Raw genomic sequence first — 26739 nt, forward strand, 5'->3', positions numbered from 1 at the left:
GCCATGATCTACGAAGAACGCGACTATCGGGTGAAGGTCGGCAAGCTCGCCGAGTTCGTGAAGCTCTATGGCGAGTACGGCCTGCCGCTTCAGAAGAAATATCTCGGCACCTTCATCGCCTATTTCACGACCGAGATCGGCGAGCTGAACCACGTCGTCGCGCTGTGGGGCTATAACAGCCTCGACGAGCGGGCCGAGAAGCGTAAGGCCATGCTCGCCGACCCCGCGTGGCAGGACTATCTCGCCCGCGTCACCGACCTTCTCGACCGTCAGGAAACGCGGATCCTCACCCCCGTCTCCTACTCGCCGCTCCAGTGATGGGGACGGCGTTCGAGGTCACGACCGCCGACGGCGCCGTCCTGACGGCGAGCCGGGACGGGGAGGGGCCCGCGCTCCTTCTCGTCAGCGGCCTCGGCGGCACGGCGAGCTTCTGGGGGCCGACGATCCCGGCCCTCAGCGCGCATTTCGACGTGATCCGCTTCGATCAGCGCGGCATCGGCGGCGCGACGCGGGGAACGGCACCCGTCGACATCGCCCAGCTTGCCCGCGACGCCGTCGCCGTGCTCGACGCGGCGGGGGTGGAGAAGGCGATCCTCGTCGGCCATTCGACCGGCGGCTGCATCGGACAGGCCGTGGCGCACACGATGCCGGAGCGGCTGACGGCGCTCGCTCTCAGCGCGACCTGGCTCCGCCCGAGCCACTATATGAGTGCGCTGTTTCAGACGCGCCGCGCGATCCTCGCCGACAATCCCGAGGCGTACGCCGCGACCGCCGCGCTCCTCGCCTTCCCGCCGGACTGGCTGGAGGCGAACTTCGCGCAATATGGGACCTCGGTCGCCAAGGCTCCGAAGAGCGAGGCCGCCCGCACCATCGTGCGCGAGCGGATCGACGCGCTCCTCGCCTTCGACGGCCGCGACAAGGTCGGCGCCATCACGATGCCGACCATCGTCATCGGTGCGGTGGACGATATGATCGTCCCGGTCTTCCTCCAGCGGGAGCTTGCCGAGGCGCTGCCGTCGCCGCGCCTGGAACTCTACCCGAGCGGGGGGCACTTCTTCCCGATCTCCCGCACGGACCTCTTCACGACGACGCTGATCGACTGGGCCGCGACCCTCGCGTGAGCGGGCGACGTGCCGACGAGACCGGCATCGGCGGCATGGCCCGCCGGCGCCACGCGGATTTGGATGAACTTACCTACCTGTAAGTCAAGAAACTCTGGGGAATAGAATGAAGCTGGCCGGCAAGGTTGCAATCATCACCGGCGCGGGGTCCGGCATCGGCCACGAGGCGGCGCTCCTGTTCGCATCCGAGGGGGCGACCGTGGTCGTCGCGGACCGCAACGCCGCCGCCGCGAGCAAGGTGGTGGACGAGATCGTCGCCGCCGGCGGCAAGGCGACGCCGTTCACGGTCGACGTCTCGCAGGAGGCCGAGATCGAGGCCATGATCGCGGACACCGTCGCCCGCCACGGCAAGCTCGACGTCCTCGTCAACAATGCCGGCTACGGCATCGCCGGGACCGTCCTCGACACGAGCGTCGAGGACTGGGACGCGCTCTTCAGCGTCAATGTCCGTGGCGTGTTCCTCGGCTGCAAGCACGCGATTCCCGTGATGGAGAAGCAGGGCGGCGGCGTCATCGTCAACACGGCGTCCGGCGTCGCGATGGTCGGCATCTACAATCGCGCCGCCTATGTCGCCTCCAAGGGCGCGGTCGCGGCGCTGACGCGCGCCATCGCGATGGACCATGCGGGCGCGAAGATCCGCATCAACTCCGTCGCGCCCGGCACGATCGAGACGCCCTATTTCACGAAGATCTTCGCCGAATCGCCCGACGCGGCGGAGCTGCGCCACAATCTGGAGCAGCGCCAGCTCATGGAGCGCCTCGGCAAGCCGATCGAGATCGCCCGCGCCATGCTCTTCCTCGCCTCGGACGATTCCTCCTTCTGCACCGGCTCCACGCTCGTCGTCGACGGCGGCTGGACGGCGCGCTGAGCATACGGACCCAACATGTACGGATTGACTGGAAAAACCGCCATCGTGACCGGCGCCGCGCACGGCATCGGCAAGGCGATCGCGACGCGCCTCCTGAAGGAAGGCTGCGCCGTCGGCATCTTCGACTTCGACCCGGTGGCCGCCGAGGCGACGGTCGAGGCGCTGAAGGCGACGACCGGCGGGACGGTGGCGCTCGCCATCGGCGACGTGTCGAAGGGGGACGAGGTCGGCGCGGGCGTCGCGGCGCTGAAGGCGACCCTCGGCGCGCCGATCGACATCCTCGTGAACAATGCCGGCATCTGCCGCCTCGGCAAGGTGCTGGAGACGACCGAGTCCGAGTGGCGCGCCCACTTCGCGGTGAACGCGGACGGCATCTTCCACACGACCCGCGCCGTCGCGCCGGAGATGGTGGAGCGCCGGGCGGGGGCGATCGTCAACATCGCGTCCTGGATGAGCAAGCAGGGCGCCGAGGCCTATGGCGCCTATTGCGCCTCGAAGGCGGCGGCGATGTCGATCACGCAGACCTTGGCGCTGGAGCTCGCCGAGACGGGGGTGCGCGTCAACGCCGTCGCGCCGGGCCTCATCGTCGAGACCAAGATGCGTGACGAGTCGGAATTGCTGCGACGCCAGCAGGGCTTGCCCACCGCGCAGGATCGCGCCAAGTCGATCCCGCTGCGCCGCGCGGGCGTGCCGGAGGACATCGCCAAGGCGGTGCTGTTCCTCGCCTCCGACGAGGCCGCCTACATCACCGGCGAGACGATCAACATCACCGGCGGCATGTACAACGACTGACCCGTCAGCGGTCGGCGCGCAAGCGAACGAGAAGGGGGAGGACGGACGAGATGGATCGGATCGTGGGGGCTGACGCCGCCGGACGGAGCACGGGCGACCGTGCCGCCTTGGTGCGGGCGCCAGCCGCGATGGCCTGTCCATGAGCCGTCCTCGCCAAGGCGCGCCCGTTGCCCAGGCGGCGCGCCCCGCCGCGCCCGCCGAGACGGGCCAGGCCGTGCGCCACGCGCTTGGCTTCCCCGACGTTCCCGACCCCTACGCCCCGGCGATCGACGGGCCGGGGACGAAGGCCAAGATCGAGGCGCTCTCGGTCGAGCTTCTCGTACGGGACGGCTACCAGGGTTTCCGCTTCCGCGACCTCGCCGAGCAGCTCGGCGTGACGCGCGCGACGATCCACTACTACTACGGCAGCAAGCAGAATCTGTGCGAGGAGGTGGTGGTCGAATATGTCCGCCACACGCTCGCGCGGTGGGAGAAGAACTGGCTGAGCGACGCCACCTTCAGCCAGAAGATCGTCGGCATGATGGAGGCGAACCGGGCGCGCTATCTGCGCGTCAATCCGAACGGGAAGTCCGGCAACCCGTGGAGCCTTCTCGGCCGGATGCGGCTTGAGCGCGACCAGATCGGCCCGCGTGCCCGCGAGGCGCTCGTGAGCTTCGCCGTCACGCTTGAGGGCTTCATCATCGAGGCGATCGATCAGGCGGTCCTGCGCGGCGAGCTCTCGCCCGAGATCCCTCGCGCCGACGTCGCCCTCCAGCTCGTCGCGATCGCCGACAGCGCCGGCGCGATCACGCAGGACGAGGGCAATTTCGACCGGCTCGACAAGCTCTACCGCTCCTTCGCCCGCATCGTCGACCACGCCTACGGCACGGGGCGCGACCGGGCGCACACCGCCGACTAACGGCGCGCCACCTCTCGACAATTTGCGCCACGACGCCCCCGCCAGTCCCCTCTGGCGGGGCGATTTCGCATGCCCGATCGCATGGCACGCCGCCTCTTATTTAATCGTGACACCCGCCTGCCGCCAAAATAGGCTTCGATCAATCGAGCGCGTTCCCGCGTCTGTGTAGATCACCACCCGGATTGAACAAACATCAGAGAAAGGGATCACGGCGATGATCTCAGCGAAGATGATCAGGCCTTGGCTCGCGGCAATCCTTCTGTCGACTGGATTGTCCGCGACGAACACGATGGCGCAGGAATCCGTCCTGCGCGTGGTCCCTTACGCCGACCTGCGCAACCTGGACCCGGTGTGGACGACTGCGATGATTACGCAGCACCACGCCTACATGATCTATGACACCCTCTTCGGCCTCGACGAGCAGCTGATGCCGCAGCCGCAGATGGTCGGCGAGTATTCGGTCAGCGATGACGGGCTGACCTACACCTTCACCCTGCGCGACGGCATGACCTTCCATGACGGTGCCCCGGTCACGACGGCCGACGTCGTCGCCTCCATCAAGCGCTGGTGGGCGCGCGACAATGCCGGCGGCTCCCTCGCCGAGGTGACGGCGAGCCTCGAAGCTGTCGACGACAAGACCTTCACCCTCGTCCTGTCCGAGCCCTACGGCCTCGTCCTCGACACCTTCGCCTCGCTGACCGGCCCCTTCATCATGCCCGCCGCCGTCGCCGCGACCGACCCGTTCGAGCAGGTCGAGAGCCACATCGGCTCCGGTCCCTTCGTCTTCAACGAGGAGGAGTGGGTCCCCGGCAACAAGGTCGTCTACGACAAGTTCGAGGGCTACGTCCCGCGCGACGAGCCGCCGAGCGGGGCGTCCGGCGGCAAGGTCGTGAAGGTCGACCGGGTGGAGTGGTCGTACCTGCCCGATCCCGGCACCGCGATGGCCGCCCTTATCAACGATGAGGTGGACTATTGGGAGGCCCCGCCGGTCGACCTCGTGCCGGTGCTGGAGGGCGATCCCAACATCACCGTCGGCGTGCAGAACCCGTTCGGCCTCATCGTCATCCTGCGCCCGAACCACCTCTATCCGCCCTTCGACAAGAAGGAGGCCCGCCAGGCGCTCGCCTACATGGTCGACGAGACCGAGTACATGACGGCGATGGTCGGCGACCCGAAATATTGGCAGGTCTGCGTCTCGCTGATGATGTGCGGCACGCCGGGCGAGACGAGCGCGGGCGGGGCCGAGATCATGACGTCCTCCGACATGGCGAAAGCCAAGGAGCTGATGGATTCGGTCTATCAGGGCGAGACCGTCGTCGTGATGCACCCGACCGACCACCCGTCGGGCCCCGCCGCCCTCATCACCGCGGCGAAGCTGCGCGAGCTCGGCGTCAACGTCGAGCTCCAGGCGATGGACTGGGCGACGCTCACCTCCCGCCGCGCCTCCAAGAACGAGCCGACGGAGGGGGGCTGGTCGATCTTCCACACCCGCACCGGCCTCGGCTCGGCCTCGCCCGTCTCCCATCTCGGTGTCGCGGCAGGTGAGAATGCGTGGTTCGGCTGGCCCGCGAACGAGAAGATCGAGGAGCTGCGCGCGGCCTGGGGTGCGGAGGCCGACCCCGACAAGCGCGCCGAGATCATGGACGCGCTCCACGAGGAGATGATGGATTACGCCCCCTTCGTCATGCTCGGCCAGTACCAGATGCCCTCCGGCTGGCGCTCCAACGTCTCCGGCGTCGTGAAGGGCTCGATCCTCGGCTTCTGGAACATCGAGAAGCAGTGAGAGCGGCGCCTTCGGGCGCCCAGCAGACCGCAATCCTCTCGTCCGGGTCGGGTGGCAACGCCTGACCCGGCGCCGTTCGGGCCCACCGGCCCCACTCGAACCCCAGGGGATCCATGCTCGCCTACACCGTGCGGCGCCTCCTCGCGACGATCCCCGTTCTCTTCGTCGTGGCGGTGCTGATCTTCCTGCTCCTCCATCTCGGCCCGAACGATCCGGCCGCGGTGATCGCGGGTGACTTCGCCCAGCCCGAGCACATCGCCAAGATCCGCACCCAGCTCGGTCTCGACCGGCCGCTCTATGTCCAGTTCGTCGACTGGCTCTGGCACGTCCTCCAGGGCGATCTCGGCCAGTCGATCTACAACAAGCAGCCCGTCACCAACCTCGTCCTCCAGCGCGTCGAGCCGACCATCGCGCTGACGCTCTCCACCATCTCCTTCGCCGTCCTCGTCGGCATCCCGATGGGCGTCCTCGCGGCCTGGAAGGCGGGGAGCCTCCTCGATCGCGGCGTGATGATGGTCGCCGTCACCGGCTTCTCGCTGCCGGTCTTCGTGCTCGGCTACATCCTCGTCTACGTCTTCGCGCTCCAGCTCCAGCTCCTGCCGGTGCAGGGTTATACGAGCTACCGCGACGGGGTCGTCCCCTTCCTGCGCAGTCTTGCCCTGCCGACCCTGTCGCTCGGCATGATCTACGTGGCGCTGATCGCGCGGATGACGCGCGCGAGCGTCATCGAGGTGCTGAACCAGGACTATATCCGCACCGCGCGGGCGAAGGGGCTCACCACCCCGCCGATCCTCCTGATCCACGCGCTGAAGAACGCGGCGATCCCGATCGTCACCACCGTCGGGCTCGGCATCGCGCTCCTCATCTCGGGCGTCGTCGTCACCGAGACAGTGTTCGCGCTGCCGGGGGTGGGGCGCCTCACGGTCGATGCCATCGTGCGCAAGGACTACCCCGTCATCCAGGGCGTCCTCCTGATCTTCACGGTCGTCTATGTGCTGATCAATCTCCTGGTCGATCTCAGCTACTCGCTGTTCGACCCCCGCATCCGCTACCAGAGCTGAGGGCGCGCCGTGGCCATCTCCTCCGTCCCGGTCGAGGCTGCGCGCGAGGGGCGCCTCGCCGCCGCCCTCGGCGGCGCCGGCACCTTCACCCGGCGCAACCCGACGCTCGTGATCGGCGGGGCGGCGCTCTCGCTGCTGGCCCTCTGCGCGATCGCGGCGCCCCTCATCACCGGCTACGACCCGATCGCGCTCGACGTCGTCTCGCGCCTCAAGCCGCCGACGGCCGAGCACCTCTTCGGCACCGACATGATGGGGCGGGACATCTTCGCCCGCGTCATCTACGGCAGCCGCGTCTCGCTGACGGTCGGCCTCTCGGTCGCGGTGATCGCGACGGCGATCGGCCTCGTCGTCGGCCTCGCGGCGGGCCTCCTGCGCTGGGTCGATGTCGTGGTGATGCGCGTCATGGACGGGCTGATGGCGATCCCGTCCGTCCTCCTCGCCATCGCCTTCATGGCGCTCGCCGGCTCCTCGATCCGCAACATCATCATCGCGATCACGATCCCCGAGATCCCGCGGATCGCGCGCCTCGTGCGCGGCATCGTGATGAGCGTGAAGGAGCAGCCTTTCGTGGAGGCGGCGATCGCGGCGGGCACGAAGGACATCGCGCTGCTGCGCCGCCACATCCTGCCGAGCACGATCAACCCGCTGATCGTGCAGGCGACCTATATCGCGGCGTCCGCCATCATCTCGGAGGCGTATCTCTCATTCCTCGGAGCGGGCACGCCGCCGGAGATCCCGAGCTGGGGCAACATCGTCGCCGAGGGGCGCTCGCTCTTCACGATCGCCCCCGGCGCGGTGCTCTTTCCGAGCGCCTTCCTGGCGCTCACCGTGCTTGCGGTGAACATGCTCGGCGACGGGCTGCGCGACCGGCTCGACCCGCAGATGCAGCGCGGGCTGCGCTGACGACAGACGCGCGGGAGAGGGGGCGGCGCTACTCGTAGCCGCCCTGGAAGCCGTCCTGCACGGCAAGGTTCGAGAAGCGGGTGATCTCGGCGTCGAACTGCAGCTTCACGGTGCCGGTCGGGCCGTGGCGCTGCTTGCCGACGATCACTTCGGCAACGCCGTGGCAGGCCTCCATCTTGGCCTCCCACTCGAAGAATTCCTGGCTGCCCTCGGCGGGCTTGCGGCTCTGCAGGTAGTACTCCTCGCGATAGACGAACATCACGACGTCCGCGTCCTGCTCGATCGAGCCCGACTCGCGAAGGTCGGAGAGCTGGGGCCGCTTGTCGTCGCGCTGCTCGACCTGACGGGAGAGCTGGGAGAGGGCGACGATCGGCACCTCGAGCTCCTTGGCGAGCGCCTTCAGGCCGGTGGTGATCTCGGTGATCTCGTTCACGCGGCTGTCGGAGGCGCGCTTGCCGGAGCCGGAGAGGAGCTGGAGATAGTCGACGATCAGGAGGTCGAGCCCCTTCTGGCGCTTGAGGCGCCGGGCGCGCGCCGCGAGCGCGCCGATCGTGATGCCGCCGGTCTGGTCGATATAGAACGGCATCGTCTGCATGGCCTTCGAGGCCTCGACGAGGTCGTGGAACTGGTTCTCGTCGATCGAGCCGCGGCGGATGTGGGAGGAGGAGATGCCGGACTGTTCGGCGAGGATACGCGTCGCGAGCTGTTCGGCCGACATTTCAAGGCTGAAGAAGCCGACGACGCCGCCGTCGGTCGTCTTCGGCACCCCGTTCTCCAACTTGGTGCGGAAGTTCCGCGCGATGGCGAAGCCGATATTGGTGACGAGCGAAGTTTTGCCCATCGCCGGACGGCCGGCGAGGATGATGAGGTCGGACCGCTGGAGGCCGCCCATCAGCCGGTCGAGATCGGTGAGGCCGGTCGCGATGCCCGAGAGGCCGCCCGCGCGGTGGAAGGCGGCGTCCGCCATGTCGATCGCGGCGGTGAGCGCGTCGGAGAAGCCGACGAAGCCCTGGTCGAAGCGCCCGGTCTCGGCGAGCTCGTAGAGGCGCCGTTCCACCGCCTCGATCTGGTTGCGCGGCGTCGTCTCGGGCGGCGCGTCATAGGCCTCGTTGACCATGTCCTCGCCGATCGAGATCAGCGAGCGGCGCAGCGCGAGGTCGAAGAGGGTGCGGCCGTAATCCTCGGCGTTGATGATGGTGGTGGCGTTCGCGGCGAGGCGGCCGAGATATTCGACGACCTGAAGCTCGGCGATGCGCTCCTCGGCCTTGAAGAAGGTCTTGACCGTGAGCGGCGTCGCGACCTTGCCCTGGCGGATCAGCTTGGTCGCGATGTCGTAGACGCGGCGGTGCGGCTCGACGAAGAAATGGTCGATCTTCAGGAAGTCGCTGACGCGGTAGAACGCCTCGTTGTTGACGAGGATCGCGCCGAGCAGCTGCTGCTCCAGCTCCACATTCTGCGGGGCCGTGCGAATGAGTTCGAGTGCGGCATGGTCCAGCGGTTGGTTCATGAAGCTCGCCTTTCGTTGGCGGCATTTCTACGCCGCCTCAGTGGCGGGCGCGCGGCGGCACAGCAGATCAAAACGAGAACCGCCGTGCTATCCACTCTTGCTGTCCACACACTCCATCCGCGTTCGCAAAAAGAAGGTTAACGCCTTGACTGCGACCCGCTCATTCGGCGAGGCGCGCGACGAGGAGGTCGCCATCGACGGGGACGCCTTCCTCGTGCCGCACGGTGACGGGGGTCTCGGCGAGGATCGCGAAGCCCGCCGCGCCCAGCGTCTCGTGGAGATAGGCCGTCGCGTGGGCGAAGCGCTGCGTGGCGGTGACGCGCCAGCCGGTCTCGGCCCGCTCGGTGGAGGCGATGAGCAGCCCGCCCGGCGTCAGCGTCTTCGCTGCGGCCGCCACGAAGGGGGCGAGGTCGCCGAGATAGGGCCAGACGTCGGTCGCGACGATCACGTCGAACGGCGCCTCGTCCCACTCCTCCAGGAAGTTGACGGCCTCGGCGATGTAGAGGTCGGTGTAGACGTCGCGCTCGTCGGCCATGGCGAGCATCGTCTCGGCGAGGTCGACGCCGACGAGCTGGCCCGCGCGGTCGGCGAACGCCTCGCCCGCGAGGCCGGTGCCGCAGCCAAGATCGAGGATGCGCAGATGCTCGCCGAGGAACGGCTCCGCAAGCGCGCGCGAGAGGGCCGGCACGTCGTAGCCGAGCCGCGCGACGAGGATCTCGTCGAACATCTCGGCGTGCTGGTCGAAGAGGGTCGCGACGTAGGCGGCGGGCGCCTTGTCCGGGCTCGCGAGGCCGAAGGCGGCGAGCCGCATCGTCACGCCGCAATGGTCCTCGGGGTCCATCTCCAGGCATTCGCGGAAGAGGCGGGCGGCGGTTTCCACGTCGCCGGCATCCTCGGCCTCGCGCGCGGCGGCGTAGAGGTCTCCGAGCGCGTCCGCGTCGAAGGCGGGGGACTCGGCGCTCACCCGTGTCGCGCCACGAGAGAGGGGGTCGAGGCGCGGCCGGAATCGCGCGCGGCGAGGGCGCGCTCGGCCGTCGGGATATAGTCGCGCGTCAAGGGCACTGCGAACGCGTCCTTCGTGAGCTGGATCTGGAACACCATCATGTCTCCGACGCGGAAAGAGGCTTCGGACCCGGCAAGATAGAACTCCCACATGCGCAAAAACGCCTCGTCCATGATTTCCACGACCTTGTCGCGTTGGGCCATGAAGCGTTCGCGCCAATGTTTCAGCGTCTCGGCATAATGAAGGCGCAGGATCTCGACGTCCGTCACGATGAGGCCCGCCCGCTCGATCGCGGGGATCACCTCCGAGAGGGCCGGGATGTAGCCGCCCGGAAAGATATATTTCGCGATGAACGGGTTGGTGGAGCCCGGCATGTCGGTCCGGCCGATGGAGTGGAGGAGCATCACGCCGTCATCCTTCAGGAGGCGGGCGCAGTTGCGGAAATACTCGTCATAATAGCCGACGCCCACATGCTCGAACATGCCGACCGAGACGATCCGGTCGAACCGCTCGGCGACGTTGCGATAGTCCTGGATGCGGAAGGTGACGTTCGACCGGCCGGCGGCGCGCTCGTTGGCGCGGGCGGCCTGGTTGTCGGCGAGCGTGATGCCGACGACGTCGACATTCGCGTTGTCGGCGAGATAGAGCCCCATCCCGCCCCAGCCGCAGCCGATATCGAGCACCTTCTGCCCCGGCTCCAGGAGCATCTTCGCCGCGATGTGCCGCTTCTTGGCGAGCTGCGCCTCCTCGAGCGTGATGTCGGGCTGGTAGAAATAGGCACAGCTATATTGCCAGTCCTCGTCGAGGAAGAGGCGGTAGATGTCGTTGCCGACGTCATAATGGTGGGTGGCGTTCTTGCGCGCGGCGCTCTGCGTGTTGTGCTGCGTGATCGGCCGCAGCCACTTGCGAAGGGCGAGGCGGAGGCGGGACGGGTGCTCCACCTTCATGTTGTTCATGAAGAGGATGAGGAGGCCGATCAGGCTTCCCTCGGTGACGGTCCACCGGCCTTGCATGTAGGTCTCGCCGAAAGTCAGCTCGGGGTGGCGCATCAGCGCGGTTTCGACGCCCTTGTCGTGGAATTTGATGGCCTGGCGCGGGCCGGTGCCGTCACCGAATTCATGCGTGCGCCCGTCCGCATCGGTGATCGTGAGGGCGCCACGACGAATGACGCGCTTCATGAGTCGAGACAGAAGAGAATTCATCGTAGGGGCTTGCCTTTCGCAACCCCGAAAATTCTCTGGACGGGAGAAGATCTGTCAAGGCCGAGAACGGCCGAATTCGCCCGCACAGGCTGACCTTAGCCCTGTCCGTGGCGTCAATGCTGGCGATTTGTGTGCGCTGGCACCTATCGAATGTGCCGGCGCGGGGAGCAAGGCGCGCCGAGCGCGCCTTGCAGAAGCGAATCAGAGCGGCTGGGGACCCGTGCCGGGCGCGCCCTCGGACTCCTCGTCCGTGGTCTCGTCGGCTTCGTCCTCGAACTCTTCCTCGTCGTCCTCGTAGACCTCGGGGGCGAGCACGTCTTCGCCGGCGGCCTGACGGTCGGCCTCGTCGCGCGAACGGGCGACGTTGATCGTGACGGGCACGATCACCTCGGGGTGCAGGACGAGGCTGATCTCGTGGAGACCGATCGTCTTGATCGGCATCGACATGTCGACCTGGCGACGCTCGACCGTGAAGCCTTCCTCGGCGAGGACGTCGACGATGTCGCGCGTCGAGACCGAGCCGTAGAGCTGGCCGGTCTGGCCCGCCTGGCGGATGGCGACGAAGGTCTTGCCGGACACGCGGCCGGAGAGGGCGGCGGCCTGCGCGCGACGCTCCTGGTTGCGCTGGACGAGGTCGGCGCGGTCGGCCTCGAAGCGGGCGCGGTTCGCGTCGTTGGCGCGGAGCGCCTTGCCCTGCGGCAGGAGGAAGTTGCGGGCGAACCCGTCGCGGACACGGACTTCTTCGCCCATGTCGCCGAGCTTGGGAACGCGCTCGAGCAGAATGACTTGCATTGGATTGTCTCCGATCTGTCCCGCGCGGAGGCGGTTAGGAGCCGGGGCCCCAGATGGAGGCCGGGCAGGGAGCCCGGCCTTGGAAGAGACGGCCGGAGGGCCGTCTTATTTGATGACGTAGGGGAGGAGGCCCAGGAAGCGCGCGCGCTTGATGGCCTTGGCAAGCTCACGCTGCTTGCGCGCCGAAACGGCGGTGATGCGCGAGGGGACGATCTTGCCGCGCTCGGACACGTAGCGCTGCAGGAGCTTCACGTCCTTGTAGTCGATCTTCGGCGCGTTCGGCCCAGAGAAGGGGCAGGTCTTGCGACGGCGGAAGAACGGACGGCGGGTGGGGAGCTGCGCGATATCAACCATTAGGAATACTCCCGCTCGCGCCGCTCAGGACGATCACCACGTTCGCCGCGCTCACCGCGCTCCGGGCGATCGCCACGCTCCGGACGATCGCCGAAGCGGTCGCCACCTTCACCGTCTTCACGGCCGCCACGCTCACGGCGACGGCGATCGTCGCGGTCACGCTTCTGCTTCATGACCGACGGGCCGTCCTCGTGCTCTTCCACGCGGATGGTGAGGGTGCGCAGCACGTCTTCGTTGAGACGCATCTGACGCTCCATCTCCTGCACGGCGGCAGCGGGGGCTTCGATGTCCATCAGCGCGAAGTGCGCCTTGCGGTTCTTGGCGATGCGGTAGCTGAGGGTCTTGAGACCCCAGTTCTCGACACGGCCGACCGAACCACCATTCTCGGCGAGGACGGACTTGTACTGCTCGACAAGCTCGTCCACCGCCTGACCCGACACATCCTGTCGGACCAGAAACACGGTCTCGTATAAAGGCATCTGTTCCTCAGTTCCTTGCGCCGACCATCGGCGCGGCACTCCGTCGGCGCCAAGCCTCGTCGAAAGCCCCGTGAGGCTGCCGACCTTCGCGAGCAAGGACACGGGAGGATCGGGACACGGGAAAACCCGCGCCCGGGATGCGAACATGACGCACCCCTCCGTTCAGCCCTTGGCCAACGTGAGTGAGCGCCCACATAGGCGCTGTCCTGCACACAAATCAAGCGTGAAATAGGTTGTGACGCACACTTTCTGGTCTTCCGGACTTGACGCGCCATTTGAGCTAGTGGTCTTTGCGCCCACGCTGCGGCTTTCGAGTCGCGCCTCACAATAAGTCGGCTAATCGATGACGTTTGCGTACACCTTTCCAGGACAAGGCAGCCAGAGCGCCGGGATGGGCCTTTCGCTCTATCAGGCCTACCCCTCCGCACGCGCTGTTTTCGAAGAGGTCGATGACGCGCTGGGCGAGCATCTGTCCCGTGTCATCTTCGAGGGGCCGGAGGAGACGCTCCGCCTCACCGCCAACGCGCAACCCGCGCTGATGGCCGTCAGCCTCGCCGCCATGCGCGCGCTTGAGGCCGAGGGCGTCGGGCTCGACAATGCGCTTCTCGTCGGCGGTCACTCGCTCGGCGAATATTCCGCGCTCGCCGCGGCCGGCGCGCTCACCGTCGCCGACGCCGCCCGGCTCCTGCGCCTGCGTGGCGAGGCCATGCAAGAGGCCGTGCCGGAAGGCGAGGGCGCAATGGCCGCGCTCCTCGGTCTCGACCTCGAGACGGCCGAATCGGTCGCCCAGGCCGCCTCCGAAGGCGAGGTATGCGAGGTCGCGAACGACAACGCGCCCGGCCAATGCGTGGTATCGGGCACCCGCTCCGCGGTCGAGCGGGCCATCTCCATCGCCCGCGAACGTGGCGCCCGCCGCCCCGTCCTCCTTCCCGTCAGCGCCCCCTTCCACTGCTCGCTGATGGCCCCGGCCGCCGCCGCGATGGCCGCCGCGCTCGAAAGCGCCACCATCAACGCCCCGAAGGCGCCGCTCCTCGCCAACGTCTCGGCCTCCCGCCTCATCGATCCGTCCAGCATCAAGCGCAGCCTCATCGCCCAGGTGACGGGCCGCGTGCGCTGGCGCGAGTCGGTCTCGCAGTTCGCCAATCTCGGCGTGCGCACAGTGCTCGAGATCGGTGCGGGCCGCGTCCTCACCGGGCTCGCCAAGCGCATCGATTCCTCACTGGAGGCGATCTCCATCAACAGCGCCTCCGACGTCGCCCTCATCGCGCAGCGCGGATCCGCGGCGGCATGATGTTCGACCTTTCCGGAAAGACCGCCCTCGTCACCGGTGCGACCGGCGGGATCGGCGGGGCCATCGCCGCTGCGCTGAAGGCGCAGGGCGCGAAGGTCATCGTGACCGGCTCGACGCTGGAGCGCGCGGAAGCGGCAAAGGCGCGCATCGGCGCCGACGGCGCGCTCGCCGCGAACCTTGCCGACCGCGCCGCCGTCGACGCCCTCGCGACCGACGCCGAGGCGCTCGGCCCTGTGGACATCCTCGTCAACTGCGCCGGCGTGACGCGTGACGGTCTCGTCATGCGCATGAAGGATGCCGACTTCGACGACGTCATCGAGGTCAACCTCACCGCCGCCTTCCGCCTCTCGCGCGCGCTCGTGCGCGGGATGATCAAGCGGCGCGGGGGCCGAATCATCAATATCGGCTCCGTCGTCGGATCGACCGGCAATGCGGGCCAGGTGAACTATTCCACCGCCAAGGCGGGTCTCACCGGCCTCACCAAATCGCTTGCCCGCGAGCTCGCGGCGCGCAACATCACGGTCAACCTCGTCGCACCCGGATTCATCGGCACCGCGATGACCGACGTGCTGACGGACGACCAGCGATCCGCCATCATGAAGGACATCCCCGCCGGAACGCTCGGGCAGCCCGAGGACGTTGCTGCGGCGGTCGTTTATCTCGCGAGTGCGGAGGCGCAATATGTCACCGGCCAGACACTTCATGTGAATGGCGGGATGACAATGGGTTTCTAAGGGCAGGACCGGCGCAACGCCGCTTTTCAAACGGCAAACTGTTGTGATACCGGCGATCCCACATTCAAGCCCCACCGGTTCGGTGGGGATCTGCACCACTCGTCACGCGCCGTGCCGCGCCAGACACCATCCCACAGGCCGATGAGGCCAAGAGACTTGAAGGACAATCCATGAGCGACACCGCAGAACGCGTGAAGAAAATCGTCGTTGAGCACCTCGGCGTCGAGAAGGAGAAGGTCACCGAGGAAGCGAGCTTCATCGACGACCTCGGTGCGGACTCCCTCGACACCGTCGAGCTCGTGATGGCGTTCGAGGAAGAGTTCGGCGTCGAGATCCCGGACGACGCGGCCGAGACCATCCTCACGGTCGGCGACGCGATCAAGTTCCTCGACAAGAACGCCGTCGCCTGATTCGTCAGGTAACGACTTTCGTCAATCTCGATAGGGAGTGTGATGGTGCGGCGCGTCGTGGTGACCGGTCTAGGAACCGTCAATCCGCTGGGCAGCGGGGTTGACGCCTCCTGGAGCGGCATCCTTGAGGGGAAAAGCGGCGCAGCGCCGGTCACGCGCTGCGACGTCAGCGACCTGGCGGCGCGAGTCGCCTGCCAGGTTCCGCGCGGAACCGGCGTGGCGGGCGCGTTCGACGCCGACGCCACGATGGACCCGAAGGACCAGCGAAAGTTCGACGAGTTCATCGTGTTCGCGACTGCGGCCGCCGACGAGGCGATCGCCGACGCGGGCTGGCGGCCGACGGACGAGGAAGAGCAGAACCGGACCGGCGTGCTCATCGGCTCCGGCATCGGCGGGTTGCTCGGCATCGAACGGGCGGCTCTGATCCTCGCCGAGAAGGGGCCGCGCCGGATCTCTCCGTTCTTCATTCCGGGCGCGCTCATCAACATGGCGTCGGGCTACGTGTCGATCCGCTACAATTTCCGCGGACCGAATCACGCCGTCGTCACGGCCTGCTCCACGGGCGCCCACGCCATCGGCGATGCCGCCCGCCTCATCGCGCTCGATGATGCGGACGTCATGATCGCCGGCGGCGCGGAGGCCCCGATCGGCCGCCTCGCGATCTCCGGCTTCGCGGCCTGCCGCGCGCTGTCCACGGGGTTCAACGACACGCCCGAAAAGGCGTCTCGCCCCTATGACCGTCAGCGGGACGGGTTCGTGATCGGCGAGGGCGCGGGTGTCGTCGTCCTCGAAGAGCTCGAACACGCCAAGGCCCGCGGCGCGAAGATTTACGGCGAGATCATCGGCTACGGCCTCTCGGGCGATGCCTTCCACATCACCGCTCCGGCGAGTGACGGGAACGGTGCCTATCGCTGCATGAAGGCGGCGCTGAAGCGCGCGCAGATCGATTCCTCCGCGATCGATTATGTGAACGCACACGGCACGTCGACGCCGCTCGGCGACGAGATCGAGCTCGCGGCGGTCCATCGTGTCATGGGCGGCGACGGCAAGGGGCTCACCATGAGCTCCACCAAGTCGGCGACCGGCCACCTCCTCGGTGCCGCCGGTGCCGTCGAGGCGATCTTCTCGCTGCTCGCGATCCGGGACAATATCGCCCCGCCGACGATCAATCTCGACGATCCCTCTGTGGAAACCGCGGTAGACCTCGTGCCGCACTCCGCACGGGAGAAGAAGATCGATACGGTGCTATCGAATTCCTTCGGATTCGGGGGCACGAACGCCTCTCTGGTGTTCCGTCGATATTGATCAGAGGAGGCGCTTGTGCGGCATCGTCGTCGGGGCCAGGTCGGGGACAACGAACCCACGCAACCTGAGCGGCATGACCGTCGCGCGAGCGACAAGGCACGGATGGGCGGGGCGGACGAGATCCGCCCCACGAAGCGCCGCCCCGAGCCGCTGGTGTCCAACTCCACCAAGTCGCGGGGCGGGACGCGGCGGCCCTCCGAGGCGCCGCCGCCCGTGAAGCGCCGCTCCCGCGCGGCGCGCCACCCGCTGATCCTCGCCGCCAATCTCGTGATCTTCCTGATCGTGCTCGTCCTCATCGGGGGCGGGGCGCTGCTGCTGCTCGGCCGCCAGGCCTATGTCGCGGCCGGTCCGCTCGCCGAGGATGTCGGCGTGATCATCGACCGGGGCGCCTCGGTCGAGGCGATCGCCGCCGGGCTCGAGGAGCGCGGCATCATCACGAACCGCTACGTCTTCCTCGCCGCCGCCTATGGCACGGGCGCGACGCGACGCCTCCAGGCCGGCGAATATCTGATCCCGGCCGGCGCCTCGATGGAGGCGGTGATGGACCACATCGTGTCCGGCCGCGTCGTGCGCCACGCGATCACGCTCGCCGAAGGGCTCACCTCGGCGCAGATCGTCGCGCGCCTCAATGAATCGGACCTCTTGTCGGGGCGGATCGATTCCATCCCGGCCGAGGGCTCGCTCCTGCCGGAGACCTACCAGGTCACCCGCGGCATGTCGCGCCAGCGCCTCATCGAGACGATGCAGACCGCGCAGGCCCGCGTCCTTTCGGAGATCTGGGCGAATCGCGACCCCAGCGTGCCGCTCTCCTCGCCCGAGGAACTGGTGACGCTCGCCTCGGTCGTCGAGAAGGAGACCGGCGAGCCGGATGAGCGCGACCGGGTCGCGGCGGTGTTCATCAACCGCCTGAACCGCAAGATGCGCCTCCAGTCGGATCCCACGATCCTCTACGGCCTCTATGGCGGTGACGCGTGGGCGCAGGCGCGCACCATCTACCGCTCCGACCTCGAGCGCCCGAACCCGTACAACACCTACCAGATCGACGGGCTGCCACCCGGACCGATCACCAATCCGGGCCGCCAGGCGATGGAAGCGACCGCCCACCCGGCCGAGACGAACGAGCTCTATTTCGTCGCCGACGGCACCGGCGGCCACGCCTTCGCCGTCTCCTATGACGAGCATCAGCGCAACGTCGCGCGGTGGCGCGACATCGAGCGCCAGCGCGGCACGGCGGCGAACTGAGGATGGGCGCACCGATCCAGTCGATGACCGGCTTCGCCAGCCTCGAAGGCGAGGTGAACGGTTTCGCCTACCAGTTCGACGCGCGCTCGGTGAACGGGCGCTCGCTCGACCTGCGCCTGCGCCTGCCGCCGGGGATGGAGCGGGTGGAGCCCGAGCTTCGCCGCCTCGTCAACACCACCTTCAAGCGCGGCAGCGTCTCGCTCTCCCTCTCGCTGAAGCGCGGCGAGGTTGCGACGCGCTACACGGTGAACCAGGTCCAGCTCGACGCCTATATCGAGGCGATCCAGGCGCTGGCCGCCAGCGGCTCGGTCGCCGCCCCGCGCGCGGACGGCCTCCTCGCCCTCAAGGGCGTGATCGAGACCGCGACGGAAGAGGAAGAGGCGAGCGTCGACGAGGCGACCATCGCCGCGCTCGGCGCCGAGCTTCTCGCCGCGCTCGAGGTGAACCGGCGCGAGGAGGGGGCGCGGATCGCCCCCATCATCCTCGACCAGCTCTCCGAGATGGACCGCCTGCGCGTCGAGATCGACGCCCACCCCGAGCGCACGATCGCGGCCATCAAGGCCCGTTTCGACCGCCAGCTCTCCGACCTTCTCGCCGGCCGCGAGGGCATCTCGCCCGAACGCCTCCACCAGGAGGCGGCGCTGATGGCGACCCGCGTCGACGTGCGCGAGGAGCTCGACCGGCTGAGCGCCCACATCGCCGCCTCACGTGAGCTCCTGGAGGAGGGCGGCCCCGTCGGCCGCAAGCTCGATTTCCTGTGCCAGGAGTTCAACCGCGAGACGAACACCATCTGCTCGAAGGCCCCCCATCACGCGATCACCGCGCTCGGCCTCTCGCTGAAGGCCGTGGTCGAGCAGATGCGGGAGCAGGTTCAGAACCTCGAATGAGCGCGCCGAAGCGGTACACGCGGCGCGGGCTCCTCGTCGTCCTCTCCTCGCCGTCGGGCGCGGGCAAGAGCACGATCTCGCGCCTCCTCCTGGAGCAGGACAAGAACCTCTCTCTGTCGATCTCCGTCACGACGCGCGCGCGCCGGCCGAGCGAGGTCGACCACGTCCACTATCATTTCGTCACGATGCGCGAGTTCGAGCGGATGCGCGACCGGGGCGAGCTCCTCGAATGGGCCGAGGTCCACGGCAATTGCTACGGCACGCCGCGCGATCCTGTGGAGCAGGCGCTCTCCGAGGGGCGCGACGTGCTCTTCGACATCGACTGGCAAGGGGCCTCGCAGCTCCAGGCGGCGATGCCGGACGATCTCGTCTCGATCTTCGTCCTGCCGCCCTCCGGGGCCGAGCTGCACGCCCGCCTGGTGCGCCGCGCCGAGGACGACGAGGCGACCATCCTGCGCCGCCTCACCAACGCGCGGGACGAGCTGACCCACTACATCGAGTACGACTACGTCATCGTCAATGACGAGCTGCAGTCCGCGCTCGCGAGCGTCGGGGCGATCCTGTCGGCCGAGCGCGTCCGCCGCCGCCGCCTCTCCGGGCTCGACCGCTTCGTGAGCGACGTCTCCACCGCGCTGGCGGACGGGACCGCCGAGAAGGCGCGCGACTGAGCCGGCCGCACCGCGCGGCGCCGATGTGACACGATTTGTGATCGGCCGGGCGATTTCCAACGCACGCGAACGCCTCTACCTCCACCGGCGGCCGGGCGCTTACATCCCGTGCCGTCGGAGACGCCGATGTTCCTGCTGACGGTCGCCCTCATCTGGCTCGTCGCCGCGATCACGCCGGGGCCGAACTTCCTCGTCGTCGTGCGCTGCGCGCTGACGGGCTCGCGGCCCGTCGCTTACGCCGCCGTGGGCGGGACGCTGTTCGGGACCTTCCTGTGGGGCCTTGCGGGCTGGCTGGGGATCACTGCGCTCTTCGCCGCCGCGCCCTACGCCTACGCGGCGCTGAAGCTCGTGGGCGGCATCTACATCGCCTATCTCGGCGTCCGCATCCTGTGGCGGCTCCGCCGTGCGGGCGACGCGGCGCTGCCCGACCGCGCGCTCGACCTCACGCCGCGCGCCGCCTTCCGCCTCGCCCTCTTCACCAATCTCGCGAACCCCAAGTCGGCGGTGTTCGTCGCGAGCCTCTTCGCCGCCGCGCTGCCGCAGGATCATCCGTGGTGGGCGGGGCCGGTCGCGGTGGCGATGATGGTCTCGATCTCGGCCCTCTGGTACGCGATCCTGTCGACCTCGCTCTCGCACCGCTCGGTCGCGAACGCCTATCTCGGGGTGCGCCGGGCCGTGGATGCGGCGACGGGCATGGTCTTCGTCGCCTTCGGCACCGCGCTCGCCGCCGCGAGCCGATAGCCCGGCGCGGCCGCCCGCTTAGGCGGCGGCCTTCTCCCGCGCGTAAAGTTCGGCAAGGCGCACGAAATCGGCGATCGCAAGCTGCTCGGCCCGCTCGGTGGGGGTGATGCCGGCTGCTTCGAGGAGGCCTTCCGGGTCCTTCGTCAGAGACTTGAGGCTGGAGCGCAGCATCTTGCGCCGCTGGCCGAAGGCGGCCGCCGTCACGGCCGAGAGAGCGGCGATCGGCACCGCCCCGCCCTCGGGCTTCGGGTCGAGACGCACCACGGACGACCACACCTTCGGCGGGGGCACGAAGGCGGCGGGGGCGATGTCGAACACGCTCGTTGCGTGCGTGCGCACCCCCGCGAGCACGCCGAGGCGGCCATAATCGTCGCCGCCGGGGGCGGCGGTGATGCGGTGGGCGACCTCGCGCTGGACCATGATCGTCGCGCTCGCCCACCAGGACGGCCAGTTGCCCTTGGTGAGCCAGCCGACGAGGAGCGGGGTCGCGACATTGTAGGGAAGGTTCGCGCAGATCACCGCGCTCTCGGGCGCGATCTCGCGCCAGTCGGCGGTGAGCGCGTCGGCGATGTGGACGGTGAGGCGACCGTCGGCCACCGCGGCGAGCTGGTCGAGGACGCCCGCCGCGCGCGCATCCTTCTCGACCGCGATGACCCGCGCCCCGGCCTTCAGGAGCGAGCGGGTGAGGCCGCCGGGGCCGGGCCCCACCTCCACGACCGTCCGCCCGGCGAGCGGCGCGTCGGCCGGCGCGCCCGGCATCCGCGCCGCGCGGGCGATCTTGTCGGTGAGGTTGAGGTCGAAGAGGAAGTGCTGGCCGAGCGACTTCTTCGCCGTCAGCCCTTCGCTGGCGAGCACGTCGCGCAGGGGCGGCAGCGCCTCGATCCGGGCCCGCAGGGCGTCGAGCCCGGCCGTGTCGGCCTCATCCCCCGCGAGCGTGTCCACCGGCCCTCAGCGCTTCTCGATGACGGCGTCGCGGCGGAGCTGCCGCATGTACTGCTTGGTGAAATCCTCGCCGCGCTTGCTGGTCAGCTCCGGCTCCAGCGCCTTCATGGCGGCGTTGGTGGACTGGAAGGTGCGCTTGTCGCAGACCGCGAACATGACGAGGCCGCGCGGGGTTTCGATCGGCGCGGCGAGCTTGCCGATTGCGACGTCCTTCAGCGCGTCGCGCGCGTCGGTGGTGAGCTCGGCCTCGGTGCGGCGGCCGAAAGGGCGCACCACGACGTTGCGGGTCTTCTTGGCCATCGCGAGGCCGTTGGCGCAGCCGTTGAACTTGCTGCGCAGGTCGTTGGCGCGGGCCTTCTCCTGCGCGAGGCGCTGCGGGGAGGGGTTTTCCGGCAGCGCGATGATCACCTGCTCCAGCGTGTACTCGGCGGTCTCGATCTGCCGCTCGGCGTCCTTGTCCTTCAGGAGGGCGGCGACGAGGTCCTGCTCGGAGACCTGGACCTGGGTCTGGAAGCGGGCGCGCACGAGGCGGCCAAAGGCGATCTGCGCGCGGATGCGGTCGCGCAGGGTCGAGATGGCGACGCCCTGCTGCTGGAGCGCCTGGCCGAGCTGGCTCGGCGACAGCTTCACGCGGCTCGCGATCTCGCCGATGGCGCGGTCGACGTCGGAATCGGCGACCTCGATATTCGATTGCTGCGCCGCCTTCAGCTGCAGCTTCTCATCGATGAGCTCGTCGAGCGCCATCGTGCTCAGCGCGCCGCGCGAGCCGGTGAGGCGCAGGAGCCGCTCGCGCTGGCCGACATCATAGGAGGTGATGGGGACGCCGTTCACCACCGCGACGATGGAGGTCGCGGAGGCGGGGGCGGTCTGCGCGGCGACGAGGAACGCGAGCAGGACGAGGACGAAACGGACCATGACAACACACTCTCGGCTACGGGGCGGAGACGCTGCCCCAGTCGGATTTGTCGTTATGGGAGACCGCCGCCGATCGGCGTCCGCGGATCTTGAGACGTTCCCCCCTCCAATCACCTGTCACTCATAAAGGACGTGGCGGGAGTTTCAACGCGCCCGACGGTCTCAGTTATCAAGCCCGGTTGAGACGGTGCCGTCGCCGATGGTGCGCAGGCCGATCCGGAAGAAGATCGTGCGGTCGACCGGATCCTCGGGCAGGCCGCCGCGATCCTCAGAGTAGGCGACCGAGACGGACAGCGAATCGTCGTCATAGGCGACGCCGACCCCCTCGCGGATCACGTCGCGATCCTTGAGGTCGTAGCGGAGCTGGCCGAAGACGCGGATCCGGTCGAGCGCGCGCACGGAGGCGGCGAGCTGGATCTCCTCGCGATCGTCGATGATGCCGAGCTCGGGCTGCTTGGCGAGGAAGGTGTAGATCGCGCTGCTGGTGACGGGGCCGGTGCGGGCCGCGGCACCCACCTCGGCGCGCTGCACGTCGAGCGTCTGCTGGTCGAAGCGGCCCTTCGCGGTGACGGCGAGGCCGCCATTGGTGTCGAGATAGAGGCCGGCGACGAGGTCCGATTCGTCGGAGGAGAGGCCCGAATCGCCCGTCGAGTTCATGATGTCGGCGACATCGTAGGAGTTGCGTCCGGCGAGGTGATAGGACTGGCCGATCGTCGCGGCGAGCATGCCGCCCGAATAGGTCTGCAGCACGTAGCGCACGCCGAGATTGGCGCGCACGCCGCCTTCCACCCGGTCATAGCCGGAGAATTTGGTGACGCCGAAGAGGTCGGTGTCGTCGAACACCACGCTCTGCGCATCCTCGTTCGGCAGGTCGCCAATATGGGTCTCGTTCGGACGGGCGATGATCTCGGCGATCGGCTCGATCGTCTGCGTGCCCCAGCTCGACGCGATGAGCCACGGCCAGCGATAGGTGAGGCCGACCCACGGCATCGCGCGGCCGAGCACGTCGTCCTCGAGCTGGGTGACGTTCGGGTCGCGATTGTCGAGGGCGAAGACGTCGCCGCGGAAGCCGGCGAACGGGGTCAGCACCTGGCCGACGGGGGCGAAGACGCGCTTGCGCCAGGAGACCTCGGCGCTGCCGCGGGTGAAGGTGCCCTCGACGCCGCGGAAGCGAGCGATGCGAGTGCCGTCCTCCATCGCGCCGAACGCGTCCGTCTCCTGCCGGCTCAGCGAGGTGATGTTGAACTTGTAGGAGAGCTCGCCCGACAGGACGCTGCCGTCATAGACGCCCTCATAGTCGATCGCCGGATGGACATAGGCCTGCTTGCCCTGGAGGCGCTGGCCGACGCCGCTGAAGGGGGCAGGTGGGTTCAGCACCTGCTCGGACACATAGTCGTCCTGCAGGATGCGGAAGGCCCACAGGCGCGCGTCGAAGATGTTCCGGTCGCCGAGGCCGGTCAGGTAGAGCGTCGTCGGCGCGGTGAGGTCGTCCCCGGTCGACTGCTTGTAGTCGCTGAGATAGCGCCGGTCGGTGGTGATCGTGCTTTCCCAGCCCCACTGCCAGTCGGGGTTCAGGTAGAAATTGCCGCTCGTCGTCACCGACCCGCGGAAGCGCCGGCTGCCGGACGAATCGTCGAACGCGTCCGGGTCGAGCTGGTAGATGCCCGTGCCGCGGACCTTGAAGTTCCCGTTCGCGGTGCGCTGGCGGTATTCGAGATCGGTGAAGAGGCCCTGGCGGCTGAGCGGGGTCAGGCCGAGCGTCACGTCGCGGCTCGGGCCGAGCGTCTGGAAGTAGGGGACGCGGACGCCGAAGCCGAGGAGGTTCGAATAGATCGCCGTCGGCGTGAGGACGCCTGACTTGCGGCGCACCGACGGGTCCGGCACCGAGAAGGACGGGAGCACGGCGACGGTGTTGCCGAAGAGGTCGAACTCCGGATGCTCGAAGCGGAGCGACTTCTCGTTCTCGTCATAGACGACGCGACGCGCCTTGATCACCCAGGTGGGCGGCTGGTCCGGCCGGTTGCGGCAGGAATAGCAGGCCGTGTAGGCGGCATCCTCGAAGATCGTGACCGAGCCGCCATTGCGCTCGGCCCGGTTCGCGGCAAGGCGCGTGCGGTAGATCGTGTCGGCGCGCAGCCCCGTCAGGAACCCGTCGCGCAGGTCGTCGGAGAGCTCGACCTCCTTGGCGACGACGATGTTGCCGTTCGGCTCCTCGAGGCGCACGCCGCCGGCGGCCGACAGCCTGTTGCTCGCCTGGTCGTAGCGCACGCGCGAGGCGAAGAGCTGGTAGCCGTTATATTCGATGAACACGTTGCCGATCGCGTTCACCTCGCCGGTTTCGACGTTGTAGGTGAGCGTATCGGTCTCGAGCAGCATCTTCGCGCCGGGCTCCGCCTGGAGCGGCTGGTCAAAGAACTGCGCCGCCGCGGGGATCGGGGCCGTGGCGGCGAGGCCGACGAGGCACGTGAGGGTGAGCGCCAGGTGGCGCGTCGAGAAGCGCGCCATTACCCGTCCTCGCTGTGGAGGAGGGAGGAGACGCCGAAGAGCACCGCGCCGATGCCGGGGAGCCACGCGGCGAGGACCGGGGCGACCGCGCCCGCCTCGCCGAGATCGGAGGCGACCGCCGAGGCGATGTAGAGCGCGAAGCCGGCGACGATGCCGCCCGTCACCGCGCGCGTCACGCCGCCGAGCCGCACGAGGCGCAAGGAGACGCTCGCCGCGATCAGCACCATCGCCGCAAGGAGGAGCGGGCGGGCGAGGAGCACCTGGAATTGGAGGGCGAAGCGGTGTGTCGGCAGGCCCGCGCGCTCGGCGAGGGAGACGGCGTCCGGCAGGCGCCAGAAGGAGATCGAATCGGGCCGCGCGACGGCCTCGCGCACCTCGATCGCGGTGAGCGCGGTCTCCACCGTGGTCGTGTCCTGGTGGACGCTGTTGCCGTCGACATCGTAGCGGGTGACGTCGGTCAGCAGCCATTCGCCGGGCTCGAGGCTCGCCGTCGCGGCCTCGACGCGGCCGGCGAAGCGGTTCTCCGCGTCGAGAAGGTGGGCCTCGACGCCGAAGAGGGTGAGGCCGTCCGAGCTTGCGGCGCGGGCGTGGATGATCGAGCCGCCATTCGGCCCTTCCTGGCGGAACCAGACCGACTGGGCGCTCCCCGTCAGGATGCGGGCCTCGTTGCCGAGGACGCGGGCGCTCAGTTCTTCCGATCGCTCGCGCGCGGCGGCGGAGAGGGGGTTGTAGACCGTCGTCGAGAACACGCCGATGAGGAGGACCGTCACGATCCCCGGCAGGATGAACTGCCAGGCGGAGATCCCCGCGGCGCGCATCACCGCGAGCTCAAGCCGGCGGTTGAGGGCGAGGAAGGCCGCGATCGCCCCGAAGAGGACGGCGAACGGCATGAACTCTTCGCTCAGCGACGGCGTCTTGAAGAAGGACGCCGCGACCGCCTCGGCCGCGTTGAAGGTCTCACGGTCGGACGCGCGGCGCACGAGCTCGATCACGTCCGCGAGGAAGATGATCGCGGTGCCGAGCAGGAAGAAGCCGACGATCCAGCGGAAGAAGGTCGTCGCCAGATAGAAGGAGAGGGTGCGGCCGGGACCGATGCGCGCCATCATGCGGGCGCCCCCGCCGGTGTCTTCGTCGCAAGGCGCGAGAGGGCGGCGCCGAGCGAGGCCCAGAGCCGCTCGTGGATGGTGACCGAGCGATCGGTCGCGATGAGAGTGAAGGCGACGGCACCCGCTCCGAGGAAGAAGGGATAGACGAGGATTGCGAGCTGCGGTGTCTCTTCCACCGCGAGGAGGAGGCCGTAGGAGGCGCCGCGCACGACCGCGACGCAGATCGCGGCGGCGAAGATGCCGGCCATGCGGCCCTGACGGTGCATCCGCGGGTCGCCGACGAACAGGAACACGATCAGCGCGTAGACGAACGGAGCGAGTGGCTGGGACAGGCGGTCGTGCAGCTCGATCGTGAAGCGCGCCTCGCGCTCGGCGCGGTAGGTGTCTTCCGGCGAGGGGTTGAGCAGCTCGAAGAGGGTCCGCTCGGACGGGCGGAAGGTCGGGGTCACCGGGCCGGCCGTGAGGTCGGTGAGGTCGAAGGCGTAGGCGTCGAACGCCGCGACGGAGAGCTCGTTCGAGGGGCGCTCCATCCGCTGGGCGCTGCCGTTGGTCATGACGAGGAGCGTGTTGTCCTCCGCCTCCACCACGCGGCCATTCTCCGCGAGATAGGTGATCGCGAGATCGGGCCGGCGCTGATCGTCGAGGAGGAGGCCGCGCAGCGTCCCGTCGGCCTGGCGGTCGCGGATGTGGACGGTGAGCCCGTCCTCGATGTCGATGAAGCGGCCGGGCTGCACGATCGAGGTCACGACGTCGGCGCGCACGCTCGTCAGCATGACGCGCGCTTCGGCAAGGCCTGCCGGGCCGATATAGGCCGCGCCCAGCGCGACGAAGGCGGCGCAGACCGCGGCGGCGGCCATCGCCGGCTGAAGGAGGCGCAGGCGGCCCGCGCCCGCGGCGCCGATGACCACGAGCTCGCTGTCGCGGTTCATCGTGTCATAAACGACGACCATCGCGATCACGAAGGCGATCGGGGCGAGCATGGTGGCGAGGAAGGGGACGGCGAGCGCGGTCAGCGCGAAGAAGACGGCAAAGGTCTGGCCCTTGGCGGTCACGAGGTCGAGCCGCTGCAGCGCCTGCGTCGACCAGATCACGGCGGTCAGGATCAGGAGAGCCGCCGGAAAAATGGTCAGGATCCGCCGACACATATACCAATTGATCAGCGGCATGTGGCTTTCCAGACTCTCCCTGGGCAACTCCGGCAGCCCCGCGCGACGGTGCGCGACGCTCCCC

The 26739-nt window shown here is 68.5% G+C and carries 27 protein-coding genes; 16 read left to right on the forward strand and 11 right to left on the reverse strand.

Translation table 11 applies throughout. The annotated features are described in order from the left end of the window. The first annotated feature begins 3 nt into the window (after positions 1–3). The 8 genes from DBV35_RS08905 to DBV35_RS08940 all read left to right on the forward strand — a co-directional run bounded on the left by DBV35_RS08905 (position 4) and on the right by DBV35_RS08940 (position 7426). On the forward strand, positions 4–318 hold the full coding sequence (locus DBV35_RS08905; RefSeq protein ID WP_108659801.1) for an NIPSNAP family protein: 315 nt from the start codon (positions 4–6) through the stop codon (positions 316–318). Next, positions 318–1121 (forward strand): alpha/beta fold hydrolase, encoded by an 804-nt coding sequence (locus DBV35_RS08910; protein WP_108659802.1) that lies wholly within the window; start codon positions 318–320, stop codon positions 1119–1121. Before DBV35_RS08905 ends, DBV35_RS08910 begins: the two co-directional genes overlap by 1 nt. A gap of 106 nt (positions 1122–1227) precedes the next feature. Then, a complete protein-coding gene (locus DBV35_RS08915; RefSeq protein WP_108659803.1) occupies positions 1228–1989 on the forward strand; it encodes an SDR family oxidoreductase in 762 nt (253 codons plus the stop codon). 15 nt (positions 1990–2004) lie between these two features. Continuing rightward, on the forward strand, positions 2005–2781 hold the full coding sequence (locus tag DBV35_RS08920; RefSeq protein ID WP_108659804.1) for an SDR family NAD(P)-dependent oxidoreductase: 777 nt from the start codon (positions 2005–2007) through the stop codon (positions 2779–2781). Positions 2782–2920: 139 nt separating this feature from the next. Continuing rightward, the gene (locus DBV35_RS08925; protein ID WP_108659805.1) at positions 2921–3679 is read left to right on the forward strand and encodes a TetR/AcrR family transcriptional regulator; all 759 of its coding nucleotides are present in this window, start codon (positions 2921–2923) and stop codon (positions 3677–3679) included. Between the two features lie 289 nt (positions 3680–3968). Next, positions 3969–5462, forward strand: a complete 1494-nt coding sequence (locus tag DBV35_RS08930; RefSeq protein ID WP_170134892.1) for an ABC transporter substrate-binding protein — start codon at positions 3969–3971, stop codon at positions 5460–5462. Between the two features lie 113 nt (positions 5463–5575). Then, positions 5576–6523 carry an ABC transporter permease gene (locus tag DBV35_RS08935; RefSeq protein WP_108659807.1) on the forward strand — a complete coding sequence of 316 codons (948 nt, stop codon included), beginning with the start codon at positions 5576–5578 and terminating at the stop codon, positions 6521–6523. 9 nt (positions 6524–6532) lie between these two features. Next, entirely contained in the window at positions 6533–7426 is an 894-nt protein-coding gene (locus DBV35_RS08940) for an ABC transporter permease (protein WP_170134893.1), read from the forward strand. Between the two features lie 28 nt (positions 7427–7454). Here DBV35_RS08940 and DBV35_RS08945 read toward each other — a convergent pair whose 3' ends face one another. From DBV35_RS08945 to rpsF, 6 genes are all read right to left on the reverse strand, one after another. Further along, positions 7455–8933 carry a replicative DNA helicase gene (locus DBV35_RS08945; RefSeq protein WP_108659808.1) on the reverse strand — a complete coding sequence of 493 codons (1479 nt, stop codon included), beginning with the start codon at positions 8931–8933 and terminating at the stop codon, positions 7455–7457. A gap of 160 nt (positions 8934–9093) precedes the next feature. Next, a complete protein-coding gene (locus tag DBV35_RS08950; RefSeq protein WP_108659809.1) occupies positions 9094–9897 on the reverse strand; it encodes a class I SAM-dependent DNA methyltransferase in 804 nt (267 codons plus the stop codon). After that, the gene (locus tag DBV35_RS08955; RefSeq protein ID WP_108659810.1) at positions 9894–11138 is read right to left on the reverse strand and encodes a cyclopropane fatty acid synthase; all 1245 of its coding nucleotides are present in this window, start codon (positions 11136–11138) and stop codon (positions 9894–9896) included. Before DBV35_RS08955 ends, DBV35_RS08950 begins: the two co-directional genes overlap by 4 nt. 201 nt (positions 11139–11339) lie before the next feature. Beyond that, positions 11340–11930 carry a 50S ribosomal protein L9 gene (rplI, locus tag DBV35_RS08960; protein ID WP_108659811.1) on the reverse strand — a complete coding sequence of 197 codons (591 nt, stop codon included), beginning with the start codon at positions 11928–11930 and terminating at the stop codon, positions 11340–11342. A gap of 105 nt (positions 11931–12035) precedes the next feature. Then, the gene (gene rpsR / locus DBV35_RS08965) at positions 12036–12284 is read right to left on the reverse strand and encodes a 30S ribosomal protein S18 (RefSeq protein WP_108659812.1); all 249 of its coding nucleotides are present in this window, start codon (positions 12282–12284) and stop codon (positions 12036–12038) included. Further along, a complete protein-coding gene (rpsF, locus tag DBV35_RS08970; protein ID WP_108659813.1) occupies positions 12284–12763 on the reverse strand; it encodes a 30S ribosomal protein S6 in 480 nt (159 codons plus the stop codon). The genes rpsR and rpsF overlap by 1 nt, the downstream gene beginning before the upstream one ends. 343 nt (positions 12764–13106) lie before the next feature. On the opposite strand from rpsF, the gene fabD reads away from it, so the two are divergent. The 8 genes from fabD (at position 13107) to DBV35_RS09010 (ending at position 20041) form a co-directional block, all read left to right on the forward strand. Next, positions 13107–14054 (forward strand): ACP S-malonyltransferase, encoded by a 948-nt coding sequence (gene fabD, locus DBV35_RS08975; RefSeq protein WP_108659814.1) that lies wholly within the window; start codon positions 13107–13109, stop codon positions 14052–14054. Then, positions 14054–14788, forward strand: coding sequence for a 3-oxoacyl-[acyl-carrier-protein] reductase (fabG, locus tag DBV35_RS08980; RefSeq protein WP_108660634.1), 735 nt, complete (start codon positions 14054–14056; stop codon positions 14786–14788). The genes fabD and fabG overlap by 1 nt, the downstream gene beginning before the upstream one ends. Before the next feature lie 170 nt (positions 14789–14958). After that, on the forward strand, positions 14959–15198 hold the full coding sequence (locus DBV35_RS08985) for an acyl carrier protein (protein ID WP_108659815.1): 240 nt from the start codon (positions 14959–14961) through the stop codon (positions 15196–15198). A 45-nt stretch (positions 15199–15243) separates the two neighbouring features. Further along, positions 15244–16503 carry a beta-ketoacyl-ACP synthase II gene (gene fabF / locus DBV35_RS08990; RefSeq protein ID WP_108660635.1) on the forward strand — a complete coding sequence of 420 codons (1260 nt, stop codon included), beginning with the start codon at positions 15244–15246 and terminating at the stop codon, positions 16501–16503. Between the two features lie 102 nt (positions 16504–16605). Then, positions 16606–17745, forward strand: coding sequence for an endolytic transglycosylase MltG (gene mltG / locus DBV35_RS08995; RefSeq protein WP_108659816.1), 1140 nt, complete (start codon positions 16606–16608; stop codon positions 17743–17745). A 2-nt stretch (positions 17746–17747) separates the two neighbouring features. Further along, positions 17748–18632, forward strand: a complete 885-nt coding sequence (locus DBV35_RS09000) for a YicC/YloC family endoribonuclease (RefSeq protein WP_108659817.1) — start codon at positions 17748–17750, stop codon at positions 18630–18632. Next, positions 18629–19300 (forward strand): guanylate kinase, encoded by a 672-nt coding sequence (gmk, locus tag DBV35_RS09005; RefSeq protein ID WP_108659818.1) that lies wholly within the window; start codon positions 18629–18631, stop codon positions 19298–19300. The genes DBV35_RS09000 and gmk overlap by 4 nt, the downstream gene beginning before the upstream one ends. A gap of 126 nt (positions 19301–19426) precedes the next feature. Next, complete coding sequence (locus tag DBV35_RS09010; protein WP_108659819.1) at positions 19427–20041, forward strand: LysE family translocator; 615 nt, start codon at positions 19427–19429, stop codon at positions 20039–20041. Between the two features lie 18 nt (positions 20042–20059). On the opposite strand, the gene rsmA is transcribed toward DBV35_RS09010, so the two are convergent. The 5 genes from rsmA to lptF are packed head-to-tail and all read right to left on the reverse strand — an operon-like array spanning position 20060 to position 26675. Next, positions 20060–20983, reverse strand: coding sequence for a 16S rRNA (adenine(1518)-N(6)/adenine(1519)-N(6))-dimethyltransferase RsmA (rsmA, locus tag DBV35_RS09015; RefSeq protein WP_245943881.1), 924 nt, complete (start codon positions 20981–20983; stop codon positions 20060–20062). 6 nt (positions 20984–20989) lie between these two features. Beyond that, positions 20990–22012 (reverse strand): SurA N-terminal domain-containing protein, encoded by a 1023-nt coding sequence (locus tag DBV35_RS09020; RefSeq protein ID WP_281262222.1) that lies wholly within the window; start codon positions 22010–22012, stop codon positions 20990–20992. A gap of 48 nt (positions 22013–22060) precedes the next feature. Next, a complete protein-coding gene (locus DBV35_RS09025; protein WP_108659821.1) occupies positions 22061–24403 on the reverse strand; it encodes an LPS-assembly protein LptD in 2343 nt (780 codons plus the stop codon). After that, on the reverse strand, positions 24403–25509 hold the full coding sequence (lptG, locus tag DBV35_RS09030) for an LPS export ABC transporter permease LptG (protein ID WP_108659822.1): 1107 nt from the start codon (positions 25507–25509) through the stop codon (positions 24403–24405). Before lptG ends, DBV35_RS09025 begins: the two co-directional genes overlap by 1 nt. Further along, positions 25506–26675 carry an LPS export ABC transporter permease LptF gene (lptF, locus tag DBV35_RS09035; RefSeq protein WP_108659823.1) on the reverse strand — a complete coding sequence of 390 codons (1170 nt, stop codon included), beginning with the start codon at positions 26673–26675 and terminating at the stop codon, positions 25506–25508. The genes lptG and lptF overlap by 4 nt, the downstream gene beginning before the upstream one ends. Positions 26676–26739 lie beyond the last annotated feature (64 nt).

The sequence above is a fragment of the Acuticoccus kandeliae genome (assembly GCF_003073115.1).